This window comes from Bacillus sp. mrc49 (assembly GCF_002803435.1).
Genome location: NZ_PHNG01000645.1, coordinates 61,636 through 80,105, shown reverse-complemented (window position 1 = coordinate 80,105; position 18,470 = coordinate 61,636). Strand labels below are relative to the sequence as shown.

At 41.6% G+C, this 18,470-nt stretch carries 20 protein-coding genes and 1 pseudogene; 5 read left to right on the top strand and 16 right to left on the bottom strand.

Annotated features, from left to right (window positions below; all coding sequences use genetic code 11):
- Positions 1-39 precede the first annotated feature (39 nt).
- Together CVN76_RS08230 and CVN76_RS32355 are read left to right on the top strand one after the other, a co-directional pair.
- The gene (locus CVN76_RS08230; RefSeq protein ID WP_064505148.1) at positions 40-213 is read left to right on the top strand and encodes a DUF2759 domain-containing protein; all 174 of its coding nucleotides are present in this window, start codon (positions 40-42) and stop codon (positions 211-213) included.
- 506 nt (positions 214-719) lie between these two features.
- Positions 720-966, top strand: a pseudogene (locus CVN76_RS32355) (IS1595 family transposase); the annotation flags it as partial.
- A 58-nt stretch (positions 967-1,024) separates the two neighbouring features.
- On the opposite strand, the gene CVN76_RS08220 reads toward CVN76_RS32355, so the two are convergent.
- From CVN76_RS08220 to CVN76_RS08195, 6 genes are all read right to left on the bottom strand, one after another.
- On the bottom strand, positions 1,025-1,219 hold the full coding sequence (locus tag CVN76_RS08220; protein ID WP_061141990.1) for a hypothetical protein: 195 nt from the start codon (positions 1,217-1,219) through the stop codon (positions 1,025-1,027).
- A 281-nt stretch (positions 1,220-1,500) separates the two neighbouring features.
- A complete protein-coding gene (locus CVN76_RS08215; RefSeq protein ID WP_100530866.1) occupies positions 1,501-3,360 on the bottom strand; it encodes a S8 family peptidase in 1,860 nt (619 codons plus the stop codon).
- Positions 3,361-4,287: 927 nt separating this feature from the next.
- On the bottom strand, positions 4,288-5,460 hold the full coding sequence (locus CVN76_RS08210; RefSeq protein ID WP_100530865.1) for a hypothetical protein: 1,173 nt from the start codon (positions 5,458-5,460) through the stop codon (positions 4,288-4,290).
- A 167-nt stretch (positions 5,461-5,627) separates the two neighbouring features.
- Positions 5,628-6,794, bottom strand: coding sequence for a M14 family metallopeptidase (locus tag CVN76_RS08205; protein WP_100530864.1), 1,167 nt, complete (start codon positions 6,792-6,794; stop codon positions 5,628-5,630).
- 152 nt (positions 6,795-6,946) lie between these two features.
- The gene (locus CVN76_RS08200) at positions 6,947-7,909 is read right to left on the bottom strand and encodes an ROK family glucokinase (RefSeq protein ID WP_100530863.1); all 963 of its coding nucleotides are present in this window, start codon (positions 7,907-7,909) and stop codon (positions 6,947-6,949) included.
- Between the two features lie 2 nt (positions 7,910-7,911).
- Positions 7,912-8,133 (bottom strand): YqgQ family protein, encoded by a 222-nt coding sequence (locus CVN76_RS08195; RefSeq protein ID WP_100530862.1) that lies wholly within the window; start codon positions 8,131-8,133, stop codon positions 7,912-7,914.
- A gap of 236 nt (positions 8,134-8,369) precedes the next feature.
- On the opposite strand from CVN76_RS08195, the gene CVN76_RS08190 reads away from it, so the two are divergent.
- A complete protein-coding gene (locus CVN76_RS08190; protein ID WP_100530861.1) occupies positions 8,370-9,227 on the top strand; it encodes a hypothetical protein in 858 nt (285 codons plus the stop codon).
- Here the strand turns inward: CVN76_RS08190 and CVN76_RS08185 are convergent.
- The 5 genes from CVN76_RS08185 to CVN76_RS08165 form a co-directional block, all read right to left on the bottom strand.
- Positions 9,222-10,760, bottom strand: a complete 1,539-nt coding sequence (locus tag CVN76_RS08185; protein ID WP_100530860.1) for a rhomboid family intramembrane serine protease — start codon at positions 10,758-10,760, stop codon at positions 9,222-9,224. The two genes, CVN76_RS08190 and CVN76_RS08185, sit on opposite strands and share 6 nt — an antisense overlap.
- 125 nt (positions 10,761-10,885) lie before the next feature.
- Positions 10,886-11,074 carry a hypothetical protein gene (locus tag CVN76_RS08180; protein WP_100530859.1) on the bottom strand — a complete coding sequence of 63 codons (189 nt, stop codon included), beginning with the start codon at positions 11,072-11,074 and terminating at the stop codon, positions 10,886-10,888.
- 75 nt (positions 11,075-11,149) lie between these two features.
- Positions 11,150-11,722, bottom strand: coding sequence for a 5-formyltetrahydrofolate cyclo-ligase (locus tag CVN76_RS08175; protein WP_100530858.1), 573 nt, complete (start codon positions 11,720-11,722; stop codon positions 11,150-11,152).
- Between the two features lie 116 nt (positions 11,723-11,838).
- The gene (gene rpmG / locus CVN76_RS08170) at positions 11,839-11,988 is read right to left on the bottom strand and encodes a 50S ribosomal protein L33 (RefSeq protein WP_028391797.1); all 150 of its coding nucleotides are present in this window, start codon (positions 11,986-11,988) and stop codon (positions 11,839-11,841) included.
- Between the two features lie 116 nt (positions 11,989-12,104).
- Complete coding sequence (locus CVN76_RS08165; protein ID WP_100530857.1) at positions 12,105-12,713, bottom strand: hypothetical protein; 609 nt, start codon at positions 12,711-12,713, stop codon at positions 12,105-12,107.
- A gap of 422 nt (positions 12,714-13,135) precedes the next feature.
- On the opposite strand from CVN76_RS08165, the gene CVN76_RS08160 reads away from it, so the two are divergent.
- Positions 13,136-13,534 carry a hypothetical protein gene (locus CVN76_RS08160; RefSeq protein WP_061141979.1) on the top strand — a complete coding sequence of 133 codons (399 nt, stop codon included), beginning with the start codon at positions 13,136-13,138 and terminating at the stop codon, positions 13,532-13,534.
- Complete coding sequence (locus CVN76_RS08155; RefSeq protein ID WP_100530856.1) at positions 13,527-13,967, top strand: endolytic transglycosylase MltG; 441 nt, start codon at positions 13,527-13,529, stop codon at positions 13,965-13,967. Before CVN76_RS08160 ends, CVN76_RS08155 begins: the two co-directional genes overlap by 8 nt.
- 53 nt (positions 13,968-14,020) lie before the next feature.
- On the opposite strand, the gene phoU is transcribed toward CVN76_RS08155, so the two are convergent.
- The 5 genes from phoU to CVN76_RS08130 all read right to left on the bottom strand — a co-directional run bounded on the left by phoU (position 14,021) and on the right by CVN76_RS08130 (position 18,423).
- On the bottom strand, positions 14,021-14,674 hold the full coding sequence (gene phoU / locus CVN76_RS08150; RefSeq protein ID WP_100530855.1) for a phosphate signaling complex protein PhoU: 654 nt from the start codon (positions 14,672-14,674) through the stop codon (positions 14,021-14,023).
- A gap of 20 nt (positions 14,675-14,694) precedes the next feature.
- Positions 14,695-15,522: a phosphate ABC transporter ATP-binding protein PstB gene (pstB, locus tag CVN76_RS08145; RefSeq protein ID WP_100530854.1), complete on the bottom strand. Its 828-nt coding sequence runs from the start codon at positions 15,520-15,522 to the stop codon at positions 14,695-14,697.
- Positions 15,523-15,539: 17 nt separating this feature from the next.
- Positions 15,540-16,418 carry a phosphate ABC transporter permease PstA gene (gene pstA / locus CVN76_RS08140; protein ID WP_100530853.1) on the bottom strand — a complete coding sequence of 293 codons (879 nt, stop codon included), beginning with the start codon at positions 16,416-16,418 and terminating at the stop codon, positions 15,540-15,542.
- Between the two features lie 3 nt (positions 16,419-16,421).
- Complete coding sequence (gene pstC, locus CVN76_RS08135; protein WP_100530870.1) at positions 16,422-17,321, bottom strand: phosphate ABC transporter permease subunit PstC; 900 nt, start codon at positions 17,319-17,321, stop codon at positions 16,422-16,424.
- Positions 17,322-17,460: 139 nt separating this feature from the next.
- A complete protein-coding gene (locus CVN76_RS08130) occupies positions 17,461-18,423 on the bottom strand; it encodes a PstS family phosphate ABC transporter substrate-binding protein (RefSeq protein ID WP_061141974.1) in 963 nt (320 codons plus the stop codon).
- Positions 18,424-18,470 lie beyond the last annotated feature (47 nt).

The following is an 18,470-nucleotide window of genomic DNA, read 5'->3' as shown; positions in this document are numbered from 1 at the left end:
TTATTAAGGATTGGCATTACGAAAAAAGGGGGTTTTAAGATGATATTAATGGTCGTATTCGGACTGGTGGCTATATTGGGAGTAGCTGCTGTATTTACCTCATTAAAAAAGAGAAACTTCTTAGGATTCATTTTTGCAGCCGGCAGTGCGGTCGTATTCGGCTGGTTCACTGTCATGACGATCATCAACAGCGGCTTTCCTGTTGCCCATTAACGAAAAAAAGGTTTTGGAAGGATATCCCTTCCGAAACCTTTTTTTATTCCCCGATTGCCTAAAGTTTGGAGTATCTGTACTTAGACCGCTCCGTTCCGTTCCACTCGGCGTGAAAACTAAGGTTAGAATCGAAACGATATGGATATTGTTTGGGGGAAGTCTCAACGAAGGTTATTAAAATACATTAGTGTTTCTATTCATATGGTCCTAATGGATCGGGGTTACGTATTAAGAAAACACCCCGTACATGTTAGTTTGGTGTCTAACATATACGGGGCAATTCATATTGAGTCAAGCGAACTTCCTATGAATTCAAAAACAAAAAAACCTTAGCGATAAAGAAAATAGGATTACGATAGCACAAATGCTTACAATAACAAATGAAATTTCAGATTTATTCTTAAAAGCAATATATGTAAGTGTAGAGGTGGAAAATAAAAATACTACTTGCATCCAGATAGGCTGTTCAAAAGGTCCCATACGCAATAAAAAAGTTATCGCCATTGCAGAAACAATATATAAAGAAAGGTATCTTTCACATCCAGAACGTGAACAACTTCCACCAGTCGCTTGAAAACTTGGATTAGGCGTTTTCAAGGTGTTATAACCAAATATCTTGACAATTATCTGTATTGTTTTAATACTCTAAATTGTTAAACATTGAACTTTGAATAACAGGTGGAGCAAATGCTTATTTCATCCTGCAAAAAATCTAACTACTTAACAGTTAATGCGTATAGATGTGCTGTGTAATTAAAAAAAGGATAGAGAAAATTCTCTACCCTCGGTCTTTCTCTTTCAAATAGTTTTCTTAAGCCTCTTTTGCTTTTTCGGGTTTTGGTGCATCTTTTGGTAGTCTTTTATGTATGTCATTTAAAAGATAAAGCCCTCTAAATAAGGTGCCAGCAACTATCCCAAAAGCAAGGAAGCCACCAACCAAAGGTCCCATCATAAGCAATAGATAACCTAATATAACAGATAAAATAATTGATATTAACAAATACAAAGTAAATTCCCCTTTATTTTATTTATCAGTAAATAAACTTAACCTTTTATTACCATAATTATATCACATCTAAAATTCATTAAAAAAACAGCAAAGTTTACTAAAAAAACCTATCCATTTGAGCTATGTAGTAGTAATATCCAAATACTATTAATGAAATAGACACAATACCAACTATACTATTCATAAGTAACTTACTCATCCTATTCCCCCTTCAACTATTGCGTATGGAAAAAATGCTTAGCGCAGAAAGAGAGCAATTCATCCTCCCTTTCTGGTAATTAGTAACTTTTCACACTGCTTTTAGGAGGATTGTCAGCGTAGTCTTTACCCGTTCCTGTAGAAATTCCGTATGAAAAACCAGTTGCGCCACCACCTATAGATGGAGCTATCGTTGTGAAAGCATGAGAATATTCTACTATTGCCTGTAAAGGTCCATTGTCTTTACTTGAAGCGGATTTAGGCAGATAAATATATTGTGTGAATTTTCCGATATCATCATGCGATCCAGCACGTAGATCTACTTTCCAAGACATACCCGCTTTTAAAGAAGGTTTAAAAACAGTAACAGATTCAGTAATGGGAATTGCACCATAATAAGTATGAGATAATTTACTTGTAGATTTATACCAAGCATTATCGGTCCAGGCTAGAGCAAAAAGATCCACATACCGATTTTTTGGCATGCTATTCCAATTATAACTACCATTTATTTTAAACTGTTTTTCATTATTATTCTTGATCCCGACATAAGACGCACTTACCTTTAGAGTAATACTTCCACCATTTTTTAAATTTTGAGCTTGAACATCCCCACTAATTTCATCTTCCGGTACAAATGTATAAGTCGTTTCAGAATAGTCAGGATTCATTGCTCCTTCAGAAATAAACTCTTTCAATTCTTCTTTAGTCGTTCCATCGATAGCTTCTTCTGACCAACCTGCTTCAGTTAGAAATGCCAATTCTTCTTCGTTTAATTCACCTTGTTTTGAATCTGTTTGGATGTTATCTGGATTGTACGCTTCTACATATTGAGAGATAGAAGGATCAACATTTACCAAATTATATTTTTTTTGATTTTCTAGTTTTGTAGCGTAGTTCTTTAATTTTGTGTGTATTTCTTTATTATCAAGGTTTACATTTTGTGACCAAAGAAGGGCTGCAGCTCCTGAAACATATGAGGCAGCTATGGAAGTACCACTTGCAGTTATATGATTGCCATTTAAATCTAAAGTTTGAATATTTACTCCAGGGGCAACCAATTCTAATTGATCGCTATAATTAGACAGTGAACTCATTTGATTATAGAAGTCTGAGGCTCCAACACCAATTACATGATCATAGGCAGCCGGATAAGTAACTTTTTCAGTCCCCTCATTTCCAACTGAAGAAATCATTAAGACTCCTTGATCATAAGCTTTATCAATTACATTTTTCAATATTTCAGATCCTTTAATACCACCGAAGCTCATGTTTATAATATTGATATCTTCTTCAATTGCCCATTCAATTCCTTCAATTATATCACTATATTGTCCTGAACCATTTTGATCGAGTACTTTCCCAACATACAATTTAACATCTGGAGCTACTCCGTGGTAACCAGAATTTTCATATGAAGTTGCAATTACACTAGCTACTGCTGTTCCGTGACCGTTTAAATCTATAGCATCTTCTTCACTATCTATAAATGAAGCTTGCTTTTCTATTACTATCCCAGAATGCTTTGAAATTCCCGTGTCTAAAATGGCAAGTTTAATGCCTTTTCCAGTAATACCATTTTCATGAGCTTTATCTGCATTAATTCTTTTTGTTCCCCAACTATATCCATTTTCAAGATATGTTTCTCCATTTAAAGGAGTAGATTGTACGGTTACATCTTCTTCAATTAATTTTACAGTTGGATTTTTCTTTATTTTATATAATTCATCAGTTGTTAATGATGCTTTTGCAGTCTTAAAATGCTTGTATTTTCCTTTAATTTCCCCTCCCTCTTTTTCTATTAATTTAGTATCCAATTTTTTATTAAACTCTACTAAGTAGTTTTTTTCGCTTTGATTCTTTGCCTTAGTTTCACGAGGCTGTAAAAAAAATGCAAATATTAAGATGAAAACCGCAATAAATGAAATTATTTTTTTCAACTAATACATCTCCTAGTTCTTTCTTGTCTTAAATTAGTTTTTTAACAAATTCACTAATGCGATGGAATGTTACATATCTATAAATCATCTGGAGTATATGAAACAGAAACATCGCAGAGGTAATAATTGTTTTCAGCCCTCCCTAATAATACAAAACTTACTACGGTGTATTTGTTAATAATCAAATTAAATCATGTAAAACTACACCATAGCGTTCCAATTTTGAATTGTGCATTCTCAAATTTGGAATTAGCAATACGAACTAGTAGGTTTATATGAGGACTTTTCATTATCATGGGGCCCGATTTAATAGTTAGGTAATTTAGCGAAGAATCTCGTGAAGTCTCGGAGCCTATGTCAGTATCGCAAGTGCCTACACTATTATTATCCAGGCTAATCATGTGGATTAACTGAGAACAATGGGAATTCCATCACACGCAAAGTGGATTGAAACGGAGGGGCGACACTCCTGCGGGGAATTTGAGATGTTATCTTCATTTTCACGCAAAGTGGAATGCAACGGAAGGCAACGAGACTCCTGCGGGAAATGCGTGTCAACGTGAGACCCCGCAGGCTGGCTCACGGGCCGCCCGCGGAAAGCGAGTGCCTGAAGTGGAATGAAACGGTCTAAGTAGAAACCCGATACTGTGGGCAGAGATGTTCTTTCTATCTGTTAAATCTAAGTGTAATGGAACGGAAGGCAACGACTCCTGCGGGAAATGCGCGTCAACGAATGAAACGGTCGATGGACAGAAACTAACGTGGGTAATAGAGGATTTATAATAGTTTTCACGCAAAGTCGTTTGAAAAACAGGGTTCAGATTTTCTGAACCTAAAAAATACTGCAAACACACTCCATCCTTACAGAGTCTGTCTACAGTATGAAAGCTAAAGCTCGCCATTGTGGCGAGCTTTTAATTTAGATCATCATTGTTTTTTAAATAGTCTTTGTATTTGATGGGTTTTCATATCGATGATTTTCTCGAATTGATATCCATATAAGCAGAAGTTGCCATCAAGCGAACAGCTTAACGGTTCATTTTCCATGTCCTTCATCACTTCTTCTTGTGTGCCTTTTTCCCAATTTAATTTAGTCAAGGTAAACCTTCCCTCATATTGATCCGCGTCTTTTGATTCATTTGGAATGAACGTTATGAATTCCTTGTTTTTTTCATTGAAATCATAGGAAGGAATCACCCAATCTGAAAAGCTTTTCAATAGCGGCACGGAAAAAGAGTGAATCGGCTCGTTAGTTTGATCATAAAAAGCGTATGTACCCCGATCATGTTTTTCTGTCTCCACTTGAATCGTCATCAGCGCATGCTTCATTTTTTTAAAGTGAATGACATCGAGCATAAGGCTATCCGCCTTATCATCATTCAGCGCCTTCCTTACTAAGGGAGCCGTCAAAGCAGGTTCATCCCGGTCCCAATCGAGAAACATCAATTCCTTTTCACCTGCCCATTGAGCAAAGGGCTGAGGAAAGTCCAGTGTTTCCATTGATTGATCATCTGGGTTCAGCACATAAGAGCTATATGTCCAATCTTCGTTAAAACTTGATAAAAACAGCATTCCATCTCGATAGGCGTTCCACTCATAAGCTAATTCATAGGCGGGTATCGCCATAGAATACAATGGATTGCCTGTACGATCGAGAATGGTGATCGATGCTTTGCCCGAAGACGTGAAGGACGAAATCAAAATATGCGTTCCAGATGGACTGATTGAAACTTCGGAAAACGCAATGGCGGGCTGATAAAAAACGGACGTTTCATTCGTTTCCAGGTCCCAAGCCATTAGCTGGGGGACTTTATTGCCATCCCGCTTCTCAGCAAATAAAATGGTATTGGTATCAAGCCATCCATAGATTTGGTCGATTTTTTCGGTTTCATCAGTCGGGATCTTCCAATCACGTGAAGAGTTCCCTAAGTAGGATGGGGAGTGTTCTTTTTCCGTATCAGTTACGGGTTTACTAAGGTCCTTGGAAGGCTCACAAGCCGAGATAAGAAGGATAGTGGAGATAAATAATGGGACGATACACAACATCTTGCATATGGTAAGCCGCATACAAAGCGCTGCTTTGATTGCTTTAATCTCCACACACCTCCAACTTCAAAACTAAAAACGCCTGGCATATGTGAGCGAGACATTAGAAAGAGCAAGGGTTATTCTAATCCTTACGACTTTCATTATAAAGTAAAAAAGAGAAAATGTGGCGAATAATTATCTTATATTTTTGTGGAAGTATATTCCTTAGTAAAATGTAATCACATATAGAGTCCTGCCATTAAAATCTTCACGGAATCTTCATAAATTCCAGGAAGATGCGACAAAGGAAGTGGGTTGATTCCCGTACCCAGCTCAATCGTGAAGCCAGGCCGTTTGAATTCCTGTATGAACCAATCTTTATACCCCGCATGGCTATCAACGTATTGAACGGCACGATATCCGCTGCGCATCTCGAACTCCTTCGCCATACTCGCCGAATGCTCGGGTTCATGTCCTTCATATCCCCAATAAAATTCCTTCCCCTGTGTATGAAGGGCTATCACTCTTTCAAAATTCCGTCTTTCAGCCAATTCCTTCATGGCCAATGCTTCTGGCTCAGATAAAGAATACTCTCCTGGAAAATCCCTCGGGGCGGGAGCTTTTGGAAGCTTTCTTCGCTTCTCAATCTCCCAATTCGCTGGATATTGATTATTCAGGTCAACACCGCGGATATTGGCTTTCCAAGCGTAAAAGGCGGGATTTCCGTTATTCATCTTTAAAACATCAAATCTCCCTTCAGCGGCTTGCTCTCCTTTTATGACTAGGTCGACTCCATCCGGATCGACCATCGGAACAATTGAGATGGTCACATTTTGATAAAAAGGCATGCAATCCACACTGCAAAGCGTGCGATCATTCGTAACTGCCAACAGCAAATCATTCAGCCATTTCATTAAAACGGCCGAGGTGATCCACTCGTTGGCATGGAATGAACCGTTATAATGGATCACCTTCTTCCCTTGACCGACCCTTACTTCCAAAAGCTCTTTTCCTAATACACTCTTCCCTATCGATTCAACTTGAATGAAGGGATAATGAAAAGAAAGGATGTCAAGGCCATCAAGAAGAGATTGGTAATCATACGGTTTTTCGATGACAAGCAAGGGGTTGATGATCCTGACCGGTACGGAAACCGTTTCCTTCTCAACTTGATTCAATAATGATAAAGCATCGAGGGGCAAGTGGGATCGTAACGCGATATCTCTCAACGTGCTCCCCGAACGGGATTCTTTATCCGTTACGAACCCGGGAATCTGAACCTCGATGTCTGTTGGCAAATTTCCTCCAGAGATGTTGGGATTGGCATCCTCCAGTAAAACTTGTGGGATTTGAAATAATTCGCTGTAATAGGCCAACGTATCCCAGCTTCTGCTCACGACTTTCATTTAATGCTCCGCCCCCTTCCTAGTCTGATTTTATGAACCGATCTCCGAAAAAATGCGATACCAAAAAAACCTGGATTGCTCCAGGCTTCGTTTTTTCAACGTTTCTCTCAGTCCTATCCGAACAGGGCTGCTAAGAAAACGGTTCAAGAATTCTATTGATTTTTAATTAGCCAAGCTGCCCCTATTACCCCAGCATCATTGCCTAGTGTTGCAAGGCTTATTTTCGTTGATTTGCCAACTCGTTTGAACGCATACTTTTCAAAGGCAGCACGGACCGTATCAAGCAAGATCCCTCCCGCCTGGGAAACGCCACCGCCAATTACGATTTTATCCGGATTCATGACATTCCCTACATGTGACAGCGCAAGTCCTAAGTAATTGCCTACCTTATCGACCACAGCTTTTGACAAGGAATCACCATCTTTTGCGCATTGGAATAGCAATTTGGAAGAAACGCCATTTCCTTCGTTCACTTTTTGCTGCAGCAACGATGTTCCATCGTCCTCATTCAATGCCTCTAAAGCCAGCCGGACGATTCCGGTAGCTGAAGCAACCGTTTCCAAACAACCTGTCTTACCGCAATTACACGGAGCTCCGCCGTCGGCAATAACCGTTATGTGCCCTATTTCACCTGCAGCACCGCTTGTTCCATGGACGATTCGGCCATTATGTATGATGCCCCCGCCTACACCCGTACCAAGTGTTACACAAACAAGGTCTTTGGCTCCATTACCGGCACCTTTCCACATCTCTCCGAGAGCAGCCATATTGGCGTCATTATCAATGACCGCAGGCAATGAGGTCTCGACTTCCAATAAATCCTTCAATGGATAGTCTTTCCACCCCAGATTCACTGCTTCGTATATCGAACCGTTGACAAAATCCACAGGGCCAGGAGCCCCCATCCCTATCCCCACTAACTTACTCTTCGGTTCATTCAATTCTTCAAGCTTCGCATCTATTGCCTTGGCAATGTTCATCGTGATGAATTTCCCCTTTTCGGAGATGTCGGTGTTGATTTCCCATTTATGAATGATCTCCCCATATGTATTGATTAAAGCCAGTTTGGTAGTTGTACCGCCTAAATCGACACCCATCAGCCACTTTTCCATCATTCTCACCTTTTTTCATCAATTTTTTTCTGTTTCTCCGTCTCATGGGCCAATTGCTGCCTAATCAACAGGATTGCCATTTGATAATCTTTCGTATCCATCATCTGCATTCGATGGATTTCCCTGATTTCGGTCTCCATCATTTCAAGCTCGGCGACACGATCGCCCATATAAATAAATGTACCAAATCTTTTCAAATATTGTTGAAGATCATAATATGTTTTCATAATAGGCCTCTTTACTCTTTTCTATAAGAAAGTATATCGAATCAACCGTTTTGTAACAAGCGTTCATTTCCTCATTTGATAATTTCCCGCTCCCCCTCATACATGTCCAACTCCATTCATATGATGGAATACAAGACAAGTGAACGCCTAATCTAAAATTGTTTCGATTTTTCATATTTCAGACAGACGATGCATCCCGTAAAGGCTTGCATCATGCGCTAAAACGGAGGGGAAAAATGAAATTACAATTGAAGTATACCGTTTTATTACTCTTGACTACGATTTTTGTCATCCTTTATTTTTCAAATAATGAGCGGGCAGAGGAAACCATCATTTTTTTCCCCATAGATTCCTCGCTCCATTTTGAACATGCTTCCACACATCTTACGCCAAAGGAAAACGCGGGTTCCAGCTATACGATCACTTGGAGGGTGAATTCCGCATTGGACCGGTTTGCCTACCTGCGTCAAGACGTATCCCTCTTATATACCAATGGAAAATTGACAGGAGCTTTAAAGAATTGGCGGCAAAATAAACAAGAACTCTCCCAAAAAGCGAAGGCGAAAGAAAGTGAAAGCGGACGTTATGATGCCGTCACTTTTCATTATGCAGAGGTTCATCCAAGTGAAACCATTTTCACCAGTGCCCAGCAGCTCAGTAAAGATAAAATATATGCCATAACGACACCTTCCTTTCAATATTTCCACCGTCCGCTTTCGGAAGAACAGATTGAATGGAAAAAAACACTGGATAGCTTGACCGAGCAAACGGTTCAAAACGGCTTGGAAAAAGCCAGTCAAGCGTATCACATTAACTTGGATCAATATAACATCATCTCATTGACCGACCTCCCTGACAAAAAAAACCAATGGCTTTCCGCATTCCCTCCATTCAAGCGGGAAGAAATTGTTGGCAGGCTTTGGGAGGGCCTTTATAAAGGTTATGTATTAGGAATAAAGAAAGAGGATGGCTCCACCGTTAATGCACAAGGCAGCACCATCCCCTTATTGCTTATGGCGAAGAATCAACGTGAATTACTTGTCTTGTTTACACTGAAAGACGGTACCCCCATCATGCTGCGCCAAGATTTATAGTTGGGTTTCGATCTTCTTCAGCAGTTTGGCATATGACTTATTGTCCGGAGCAAGCTCAATCGCCTTTTCTGCTTGCTCCTTAGCTTGATCGTATGCTCCAAGATTCATTTCGACCAAGGCTAGGTTGTAATGCGCTTGATGTAAATCCGGATTCGCCGCGATTGATTTTTCGTAATAATCCTTGGCTTTGTCAATGTCTTTTTTTTCAAAGGCTAAATTTCCGAGCATGAATAGCGAAAAAGGTGCATCCGGTTTGTCACTTACATAATCGCTCAGCATTTCTTCCGCTTTAGCTTCCTCTTCATCATCGATATATTTTTGGGCAAGCAGCGCCATCGTGTTATCATTGACGGCCGAGCTGTTTTGATGATTGAAGCCGTACTGGAGCAGAGTATAAGTCAAAATCACCGTTCCCATTAAAAAAAGCAACTGCCGCAAAATGTGTTTGTTTTTTGGAAGATGGACCACTCCAGCAGCAAGGAAGCCACCAATCAAACCTCCGATATGTCCTGCATTGTCAATGCCTGAAACGGAAAAACCATATATCAAGTTAATGATGATCAAGACGATGACGGATGATCCCATCGAGCGCATGAATAACTTCGGATAAACGATTCCAAAGTACAGCAGTGCTCCGAAACAGCCAAAAATCGCTCCGCTTGCACCAGCCGATAGGTTCGGGGTCATGATGAAGCTGCCTAGCGTCCCGGCAAAGCCAGCGAATACATAAATGAAAAGGAACCTGGCATTGCCGTAAATCCTTTCTACTTCAGCACCAATTAAATACAGGGAAAAAGTGTTCATCAGCAAATGAAGGAAGCCAATATGCACGATCATCGGGCTAAAGAACCTCCACCACTCCCCCTGCATGATCAATGGTGAGGATTTTGCCCCGAACTCGATCAACGTCTTGGAATTGGTGCTGCCCCCATTGAACTCCATCAACATGAACACAACTACCTGAATCGCCATGAATATATATGTAAAGAATGGCTTGTTGGCATTTTGAAACACTTTCTGCTCTGCCTTGGCCTTTTTGACTGACTCGGAGATGGCGTCCTTCTTTAAAGCAAGTACTTTTTCTTCATCTATTTCATCTTCTTGAAGAACTTGAACGGAAAGTGATTTTTTCAAGACATGCTCAAGGTTCTGAAGCGACTGTTGAAATGCTTCAGAAGTGAGAATGAATGTGTCCACCTTCGTTTTTTTATAGGAAGCAACCTGCAAACTGAAATCATGATCATCGACAGGCGTAAATTTACTCACATAGATGCTTAATATGTTTATTGGTTTTTTGTATAATTTCTGCCTGATTCTTTCCCCATTCTGCAAAGTCCGTTCGATATCACGCTTCAGCCAGTTTGCCCAATCCAAATCATGCCGGATCAGCCTGATGACAGGGAATTCCTTATTCGTATCGCTTTCAAGCCAAATCTCCTGATGGTTTTCCGTGACGGTAATCATTCGATAATCATAATGGGCCGACAACTCCCTTATGGTTCCCCAAAACAAATAATCCTCTTTAAATCCCAATGCCTTCCCCACTTTCCAATCGATCTCAAGCTTCTGATTTTGTTACTTAAAACTATAGACGATATCATGAAAAAAGTAAAAAAAGGAACCTTGATGAGGTTCCTTTTTAAGAAATGCAGGCATATTCATTTGGTCTGACTGAACATGCTTTGCATCATTTTGTCCCTGAACATGGGCATGCTCAAGGATTTGGTCACTAGAAATCTTCTCAGGAAGCCATTGGATAGCGCCGCATTGACCAAGCGGTACCGGTTTTTATAACCGGCATAAACCGCTAAACCAACCAAGAAGATGTGAATAATGGATCGAAGCATAGCAATCCCTCCTATCATTAGTGTGATACAGGAGAGGATTTTTATGAGCTAAAAGTGATAAAAATCAAACATCTTCTATTGGACGGACGTTTGCAGGACCTTGGATGGGGTAATGAGCTTACAGACTGCCATATCATGCATCTCTATCGGCAGCTCATCCACAAGCTGAAGTTCGTATGCAAGGGCCACCGTGATTCCTTTGAAGCCGGGAAGGTAACGGTCATAATAGCCGCCCCCGAAGCCGAGGCGAAACCCCTCTTTCGTAAACGCGAGACCTGGGACGATCAAGACATCCATTTCGCTTTTCGTCACCTTGGCTGTTTCGGCTACAGGTTCAAGCAGCCCATGATATACAGACTCCAGCTCATTGAAGGAGGATATCTTTTTGAATTGCATCGTCTTTTTATCGGGGTCACATTTTGGTACCGCCACTTCCTTGCCTTCACTCCACGCTTGTTCGATGATCCGTTCTGTTGGCACTTCGGGATGGATGGAAATCGTGATGCCGATTGTTTTTGCCTTTTTCCATTCTTCCAGCGAAAATAAGTTTTCAGCTATCTTGTTCGATCCTTCTTCATGCTCCCCATCGGTCACCCCCATCAAGAGGGATTTCACTTCCTGTCGGAGCCTTTTCTTGTTATCCTTCATCGTTACCCACTCCTTTGCTCTGCTGCTTTATTATTCCATAATAGCTGTTCGTTTACAGAACGTCGGTAAGAACGTAAAAAAAAGCATAAAAAAAACAACAGGAAAAATCCTGTTGCTTACTTTGTTTCACGGTGAGTCGTGCTGCGTTTTTCTCTTGAGCAGTACTTTTTAAGCTCAAGACGGTCTGGATTGTTACGTTTATTTTTTTTAGAAATATAGTTACGGTCTCCACATTCAGTGCAAGCTAATGTAATATTCACGCGCATGTGTATTTCCCTCCAAACATATTGACTTTTTCACATAGGACTTTTCTATAATAGCATTATTCCATGTGAATTGCTAGTATGTTTTTTGGGAAATCGCACATTAACTTTTATCCATTTCAATTCGTAACGTTTTGCATTGTAAGTAGAAGCTGATTATTGATGACTTTGGCTTCCTCCTTCGTTTCAGCATGAATCGCCCAGGCCACCGCTTCGACACATTCCTTCGGCAGAATCTCCGTCTCCAACGTGAACATGCTCGTCACTTCCCCTTTCGCAAGCGGTGAGTAAGCAAGCAGCCCTTCTTTCAATGATTTGAAACACCCCTCCTGATAAAGGCTTCCTTTGCCTTGAATGCAATATTGAGAGATGCTTTTCCCTTTTACGAGACCGCCTAATAAGGCAATGGAACGGGGCGCTACATGTAATATGGCCCGTTCATTTGGGCTGTAAAAAGCCACTGCCTGCTTTTCGAAAGCGTTTTCATAGTGAAAAAATACTTTTGGACGCTTCGTCTCGAATGAGGTATTCCTGATCGTGAACTTCGAAAAGGTCACCTGGCCTTGTGTAAACGTTTGTAACAGTGTCCGTAACTCCCCATTCGGATGACTCATCATATCTTCCTCAGGATACCAATCAAAACTCTCATCCATCCATAAACCAGCCTTTAACCCCTTACGATACAGATCTTGGTTACCCTGCGGCATATATGCGTATAACGAATTCATATAATCATCCCTTCTTTTTCTCTATTGGTAAACAGCTTATCGTTAGGCGCTGACAGTGAAAGAATCCACGCTTGGATCTGCACACCATTTCCTTATGGTTTCAATGAGTCTAAATATTCAAAATATTCGTTTTTCGATTTATTCTACCTTCATGTTAGCACTGATTGGGCTGATGGACAATAAACACATTTTGTCGAATTTTATGCAAGTTATCTAGCAAAGGTTTTATGCCCGTTTTCATGGCCATTTTTTTTTCATGGCTACGGTCTTGATACGTTTCGACATTATTTTAAAACAAGACAAGCAAAAAAAATGGCGGGTGCTGCCCCTGTAAAGGATATAAAAATATGAAATTCTCCATTTTTTTTAAAATAGGTGTAAAATATAAGTATATGTCGAAAATTATCTTCTGAGGTGAAAACATGGAAACCCTTATCATCCTTCTCTTCTCGTTGGCCGTCATCCTTCTTATCCTTTCGTTTTTCAGCAAAGATAAGGTGGCCAAATTAGAAGAAGATTTAGAACAGATGACGATAACCTATATGCAGGATATCTATCAATTAAAAAAGAAAGTGAAGATCCTTGAAGAGGAATTCGTCATCGAGGGTGATCCCCTTCCTGCCGTAAAAGCCCAAATTCCACAGCCACCGGTCACTTCCAGGAATTCCGAAGCGATTCATGAAATTCTAAAGAGCCAAGTTCTATCCTTATACGGGCAGGGGCTTTCTTTGGCCCAAATCGCTAAACAATCCTCCTTAACCGAGGAACAAACCCTATCGGTCATCGAACAGCATAGAATGCGGGGAAACGAAGATGTTTAAGGCAAGACTGCAGGGCATTTCCGCCGGAATCATCTTCACGACTTGCATCTTTGCCGGCTGTTACTATGGAACCGGATTAATGAAAGAAACCAATGTGCCCCTTGGGGAAGCGAAGGAAATGCTCGAGAATGACGGATTCGTCGTCTCGCATCCCCATGAAGAAGCGAAGCAAACTGTCCAGCCGTCAAAGGAGACCGATCAATCTCCGAATGCGGAGGAATTGGCTATCGTCTCCTATACCATAAAAGTCAAATCGAATATGACCACAACCGAAATTGCCAAGCGGCTTTTCGAGCAAAAGATCATCGATGATGCATCTGAGTTTGAAGCTTACATGAACGAGCATGGCTTCTCGAAAAAAATTCAAATCGGTGAGTTTGTGGTCACGAATACGATGTCTTATCGGCAATTGGCCAATACTTTATCTCATTAATCAATAATAAAAGAGGCTTTGGAAAAAGCCTCTTTTTTCATTTACGGATTGTATCAGTCATTTCTGCCGATGTATCTACCTCTTACAAGGAAATAAATATTTTCGGCGATATTGGTCGTATGATCCGCAGTCCTTTCCAAATAGCGGGCAATGAATGAGAGTTGCGTGACCTGCTGAAGGTTCTTTTCATCAGAAAGCCGGAGAAGGCTGCGAATCATTTCTCCATAAAAACGATCGACTTCTTCATCCATTTCGATAATTTCCCTGGATAACACGACATCTTCCTTCTCGAATGCTTCTATCGAGAGTTCGATCATCTTTAGCGTGATATCATACATCTGTTGCAGCGGCGTCAAAGGGAGGATGAACTCCTGATCGCCGATACGGATTGCCGCCTTGGCGATATTGACGCCAAAGTCTGCCATCCTTTCAATGTCGGAGGCAATTTTTATGGCAGCAATGATCCTTCTGAGATCAATGGCAACAGGCTGCTGCTTAGCAATCAGCAAAATCGCAAAATCATTGATTTCCTCTTCCAGTAAATCCGCTTTCGTATCATCTTCAATGACTTCCAATGCCGCTTCTGCATCCCTATTTTCCAGCGCAGCGAATGATTTTGAAATGGCATCAGAAGCTAGGTTGGCCAATTCGACCACTTTTTCTTGAAGCTCTTTCAATTGAAGTTCAAAATTTTCACGAACGATCATGCTATTATCACCCTTTCTCGTTAACCGAAGCGCCCTGTAATGTAATCTTCCGTTCTTTTATCATCCGGATTGGAGAAAATGGTGTCGGTATTGGCGTACTCTACGACTTCCCCGTTTAAGAAAAAGGCCGTTCTATCGGAAATACGCGCCGCTTGCTGCATGTTATGGGTGACGATGATGATGCTGAAGTCCTTTTTCAGTTCCTGGACCAATTCTTCTATTTTCAAGGTGGAAATCGGATCAAGGGCGGAAGTCGGTTCATCCATTAAAATGACATCCGGTTCGATTGCCAAACACCTGGCAATGCAGAGGCGCTGCTGCTGTCCGCCTGAAAGTCCATAGGCATTTTCGTGAAGCCGGTCTTTCACTTCATTCCAAATGGCTGCCCCTTTTAAACTCTTTTCAACGATTTCATCAAGTATCTTTTTGTTTTTGATGCCATGGGTTCTTGGTCCGTAGACCACATTATCGTAAATGGATTTAGGGAATGGATTAGGTTTTTGAAAGACCATGCCCACCTGTGTCCGTAAATCTTCAACCTTGTATGACTGATCAAGGATATTTCTGTTCCTGTATTTGATCTGACCTGTCGTTTTGACATCCGGTACCAATTCGATCATTCTGTTCAATGTTTTGATATAGGTCGATTTTCCGCATCCAGAAGGTCCGATGATGGCTGTCACTTCATTTTGATGCATATCGAGGTTAATATTTTTCAAAGCATGGTTTTCCCCATACCATAAATTGAGATCGGACGTTTCATATACCTTTTCCGGTAAGGCGGCGGGTTGTACAGCATCCGTCGCGATGGCGGTTGACTCTTTTTCTCTCGTTAAGGTCATATTCATTCTTCCTTCCTCCTCGTTCAGTATCTTTTCTGGAATTTATTTCGGATCAGGACCGCGACTGAGTTCATAAAAATCAACAAGATGAGCAATATGATGATTCCTGCGGCAGCGACCTGCTGGAATTCCTCCTGTGGACGAGATGTCCAGTTATAAATTTGCATCGGGAGCACGGTAAATGTATCCAGCACCGTTTGCGGCAAAAAGGCGATGAATAGTGGGATACCAACCACAACCAATGGAGCCGTTTCTCCGATTGCCCTTGATAAAGCAAGTATTCCGCCCGTCAATATGCCAGGTATTGCGGCTGGCAGGACGACTTTCCGTATCGTCTGCCATTTTGTTGCTCCCATCCCAAATGAAGCTTCCCTTAAATCACGCGGGACGGCACGTATCGCCTCCTGGGCAGCCACGATGATAACGGGAAGGACGAGGAGACTCATCGTCAAGCCTGCCGCCAATACGGACCGATCCAATGCTAGAGCCCGGACGAAGACCGTTAAGCCAAGCAATCCGAACACGATCGACGGAACCCCTGCCAAATTGGAGATGTTCACTTTGATGAAAGTGGTGATCCAATTCTTCCTCGCATATTCCTCTAAATAAATGGCCGTTCCTACACCAAGCATCAGCGAAACGGGCGCAACGACGGCCATCAACCAGATGGACCCGATCAAGGCCGCTTTTATCCCAGCTTCCTCTGGCTTCCTCGAAGCGAAATTCTGCAGGAAATCCCCATTCAGATGGCCAATTCCTTGAGTGAATATCCGATAAAATAAGATGGCCAATACGATAAGGCCAACCAGTGTTGCCAAGAAAAACAATCCTTTACATATCGTGTTGACCGCCAGCCTTACGGGCATCTTTTTTGCAACATGACTTTTATTTATCAGCTTCATGTCTTAATATTCCTCCCTGAATCTGCGAGAGATGAACTGCGCCAGTAAATTCATAACAAGCGTAAAGACGAACAGTGTCATTCCCACCGCATAGATGCTGTAGTAGATCGTTGTTCCATACCCTGCATCCCCCGAACTGACCTGTACGATATAGGCGGTCATCGTTTGAATCGATGAAGTGACATCCATATTCATGCTCGGGGTCGAGCCCCCTGCCACACTCACGATCATGGTCTCGCCGATCGCCCTGGATAAGCCAAGCACGATGGATGCGACAATTCCGGATATGGCCGCCGGCAATACCACTTTAATGGTCGTTTCAAGTTTCGTTGCACCAAGCGCATACGCACCTTCGCGAATCGACTTTGGGACTGAAACAAGGGCATCTTCCGACAAAGAGGCCACCATCGGCATGATCATGATTCCTACAACGATCCCGGGACTTAAGGCATTGAACATGTCAAGGGAAGGAAATAGATCCCGCAAAACCGGTGTTACAAAAGTTAAGGCAAAGAAGCCGTAAACGATAGTCGGAATCCCGGCTAAAACTTCTAATATCGGCTTGATGATCCTCCGTGTTGTCTCAGATGCATATTCACTCAAGAAAATGGCTGTTGCAAGCCCTATCGGAACGGCAACCACCGCAGCTATCACCGTAATCTTCAACGTCCCAACGACAAGGGGCATGATTCCAAAAGAAGGAACAGATGCAAATGGGAGCCACTTGCTTTCCGTGATAAATTCGACGATCGAAACCCTGTCAAAAAAGATGAATGTTTCAAATATGAGCGTCAGGATAATCCCGATTGTAGTGAAAACGGAAATGGCCGCCATAAGGAACAAGAGCTTCGGTATAATTTTTTCTACATTTATCTTTTTCTTGCTTTTCTTTTCAAGGATCATTTGTTGTACAGAATAGGTTTCTGTTTTTCTCAGTTCCAACTTGCATCCTCCATTTCAGACCCGCAATATTTGGATTTACAAGCCGTTGCCCCCGCCTTCACCTTGCCAAGGCGGGATTTTTGATAGCCTGTAATATCAATTATTTTTTAAGTTCCTTCAATTTATCAAGATCTTTCTGGTACTCTTCTTCCGGAAGGCTTATATACCCTACCTCTTCGGAAAGTTCCCCTGCATTTTCAATGACGAATTCTGTATAGTCGGCCACTTGTTCTTTTTCAGCTACAGACTTGTTGGCGACATATGTGTAAAGCGGACGGGACAATGGTGCATACTCCCCGCTTTTAATCGTTTCATGAGTTGGCTCTACAGCGCCTTTTCCGTTATCGATGGAAATGATCTTCAGCTTATCTTTATTTTCAGCATAGTAGGCAAATCCGAAGAATCCAATCGCATTCTTATCACCTTCCACGCCTTGTACAAGGACGTTATCGTCTTCGGATAGCGTCGCATTTTCCACCATCGGTTTTTCTTCCAGGATCACTTCATTGAAATAATCGTATGTGCCCGAATCTGTTCCCGGGGAGTAGAATTTAATTTCTTCCTTCGGCCATTCAGGGCGAATATCGGACCACATCTTCACCTTGCCATCATCAACCCACAGCTTTTGCAGTTCTTCAACCGTAAGTGAATCGATGAAGTCATTATCTTTATTGACGACGATTGAAATGCCGTCAAATGCCAGTTTCAATTCTGTATATTTAATTCCCTTATCATCAAGCATTGCACTTTCTTCTTCTTTGACCGGACGTGAGGCATTACTTAAATCCGTCTCACCGGCGATGAATTTCTTAAAACCGCCGCCAGTTCCTGATGATCCAACGGAAACTTTGACATCAGGCTGGGCACTCATATATTCTTCTGCCACTGCCTCCATGATCGGAAAGACCGTAGAAGAACCATCCGTGATCACTTCCCCTTGCAGCTGGCTTGACCCTTTTGCTTCACTGCCGCTTGTCTTAGCATCATCAGATCCACAACCCGCAGCCACTGCAATTACTCCGCCCATCACTACAGTCATCGCCACACCTTTGAAACGTCTCATTTGTAAGTCCCCCTAAGAATTTTTTATATGAATATTTTGTCCTACAA

What these genes read in the sequence shown, in the direction of transcription:
- CVN76_RS08180 (WP_100530859.1), bottom strand. Translation starts at nt 11,074, where the DNA reads ATGCTTCGATCCATTATTCACATCTTCTTGGTTGGTTTAGCGGTTTAT.
- phoU (WP_100530855.1), bottom strand. Translation starts at nt 14,674, where the DNA reads ATGATCGTTCGTGAAAATTTTGAACTTCAATTGAAAGAGCTTCAAGAA.
- rpmG (WP_028391797.1), bottom strand. Translation starts at nt 11,988, where the DNA reads ATGCGCGTGAATATTACATTAGCTTGCACTGAATGTGGAGACCGTAAC.
- CVN76_RS08130 (WP_061141974.1), bottom strand. Translation starts at nt 18,423, where the DNA reads ATGAGACGTTTCAAAGGTGTGGCGATGACTGTAGTGATGGGCGGAGTA.
- CVN76_RS08160 (WP_061141979.1), top strand. Translation starts at nt 13,136, where the DNA reads ATGGAAACCCTTATCATCCTTCTCTTCTCGTTGGCCGTCATCCTTCTT.
- CVN76_RS08155 (WP_100530856.1), top strand. Translation starts at nt 13,527, where the DNA reads ATGTTTAAGGCAAGACTGCAGGGCATTTCCGCCGGAATCATCTTCACG.
- CVN76_RS08165 (WP_100530857.1), bottom strand. Translation starts at nt 12,713, where the DNA reads ATGAATTCGTTATACGCATATATGCCGCAGGGTAACCAAGATCTGTAT.
- CVN76_RS08230 (WP_064505148.1), top strand. Translation starts at nt 40, where the DNA reads ATGATATTAATGGTCGTATTCGGACTGGTGGCTATATTGGGAGTAGCT.
- pstB (WP_100530854.1), bottom strand. Translation starts at nt 15,522, where the DNA reads ATGAATATGACCTTAACGAGAGAAAAAGAGTCAACCGCCATCGCGACG.
- pstC (WP_100530870.1), bottom strand. Translation starts at nt 17,321, where the DNA reads ATGATCCTTGAAAAGAAAAGCAAGAAAAAGATAAATGTAGAAAAAATT.
- pstA (WP_100530853.1), bottom strand. Translation starts at nt 16,418, where the DNA reads ATGAAGCTGATAAATAAAAGTCATGTTGCAAAAAAGATGCCCGTAAGG.
- CVN76_RS08190 (WP_100530861.1), top strand. Translation starts at nt 8,370, where the DNA reads ATGAAATTACAATTGAAGTATACCGTTTTATTACTCTTGACTACGATT.
- CVN76_RS08195 (WP_100530862.1), bottom strand. Translation starts at nt 8,133, where the DNA reads ATGAAAACATATTATGATCTTCAACAATATTTGAAAAGATTTGGTACA.
- CVN76_RS08205 (WP_100530864.1), bottom strand. Translation starts at nt 6,794, where the DNA reads ATGAAAGTCGTGAGCAGAAGCTGGGATACGTTGGCCTATTACAGCGAA.
- CVN76_RS08175 (WP_100530858.1), bottom strand. Translation starts at nt 11,722, where the DNA reads ATGAAGGATAACAAGAAAAGGCTCCGACAGGAAGTGAAATCCCTCTTG.
- CVN76_RS08200 (WP_100530863.1), bottom strand. Translation starts at nt 7,909, where the DNA reads ATGATGGAAAAGTGGCTGATGGGTGTCGATTTAGGCGGTACAACTACC.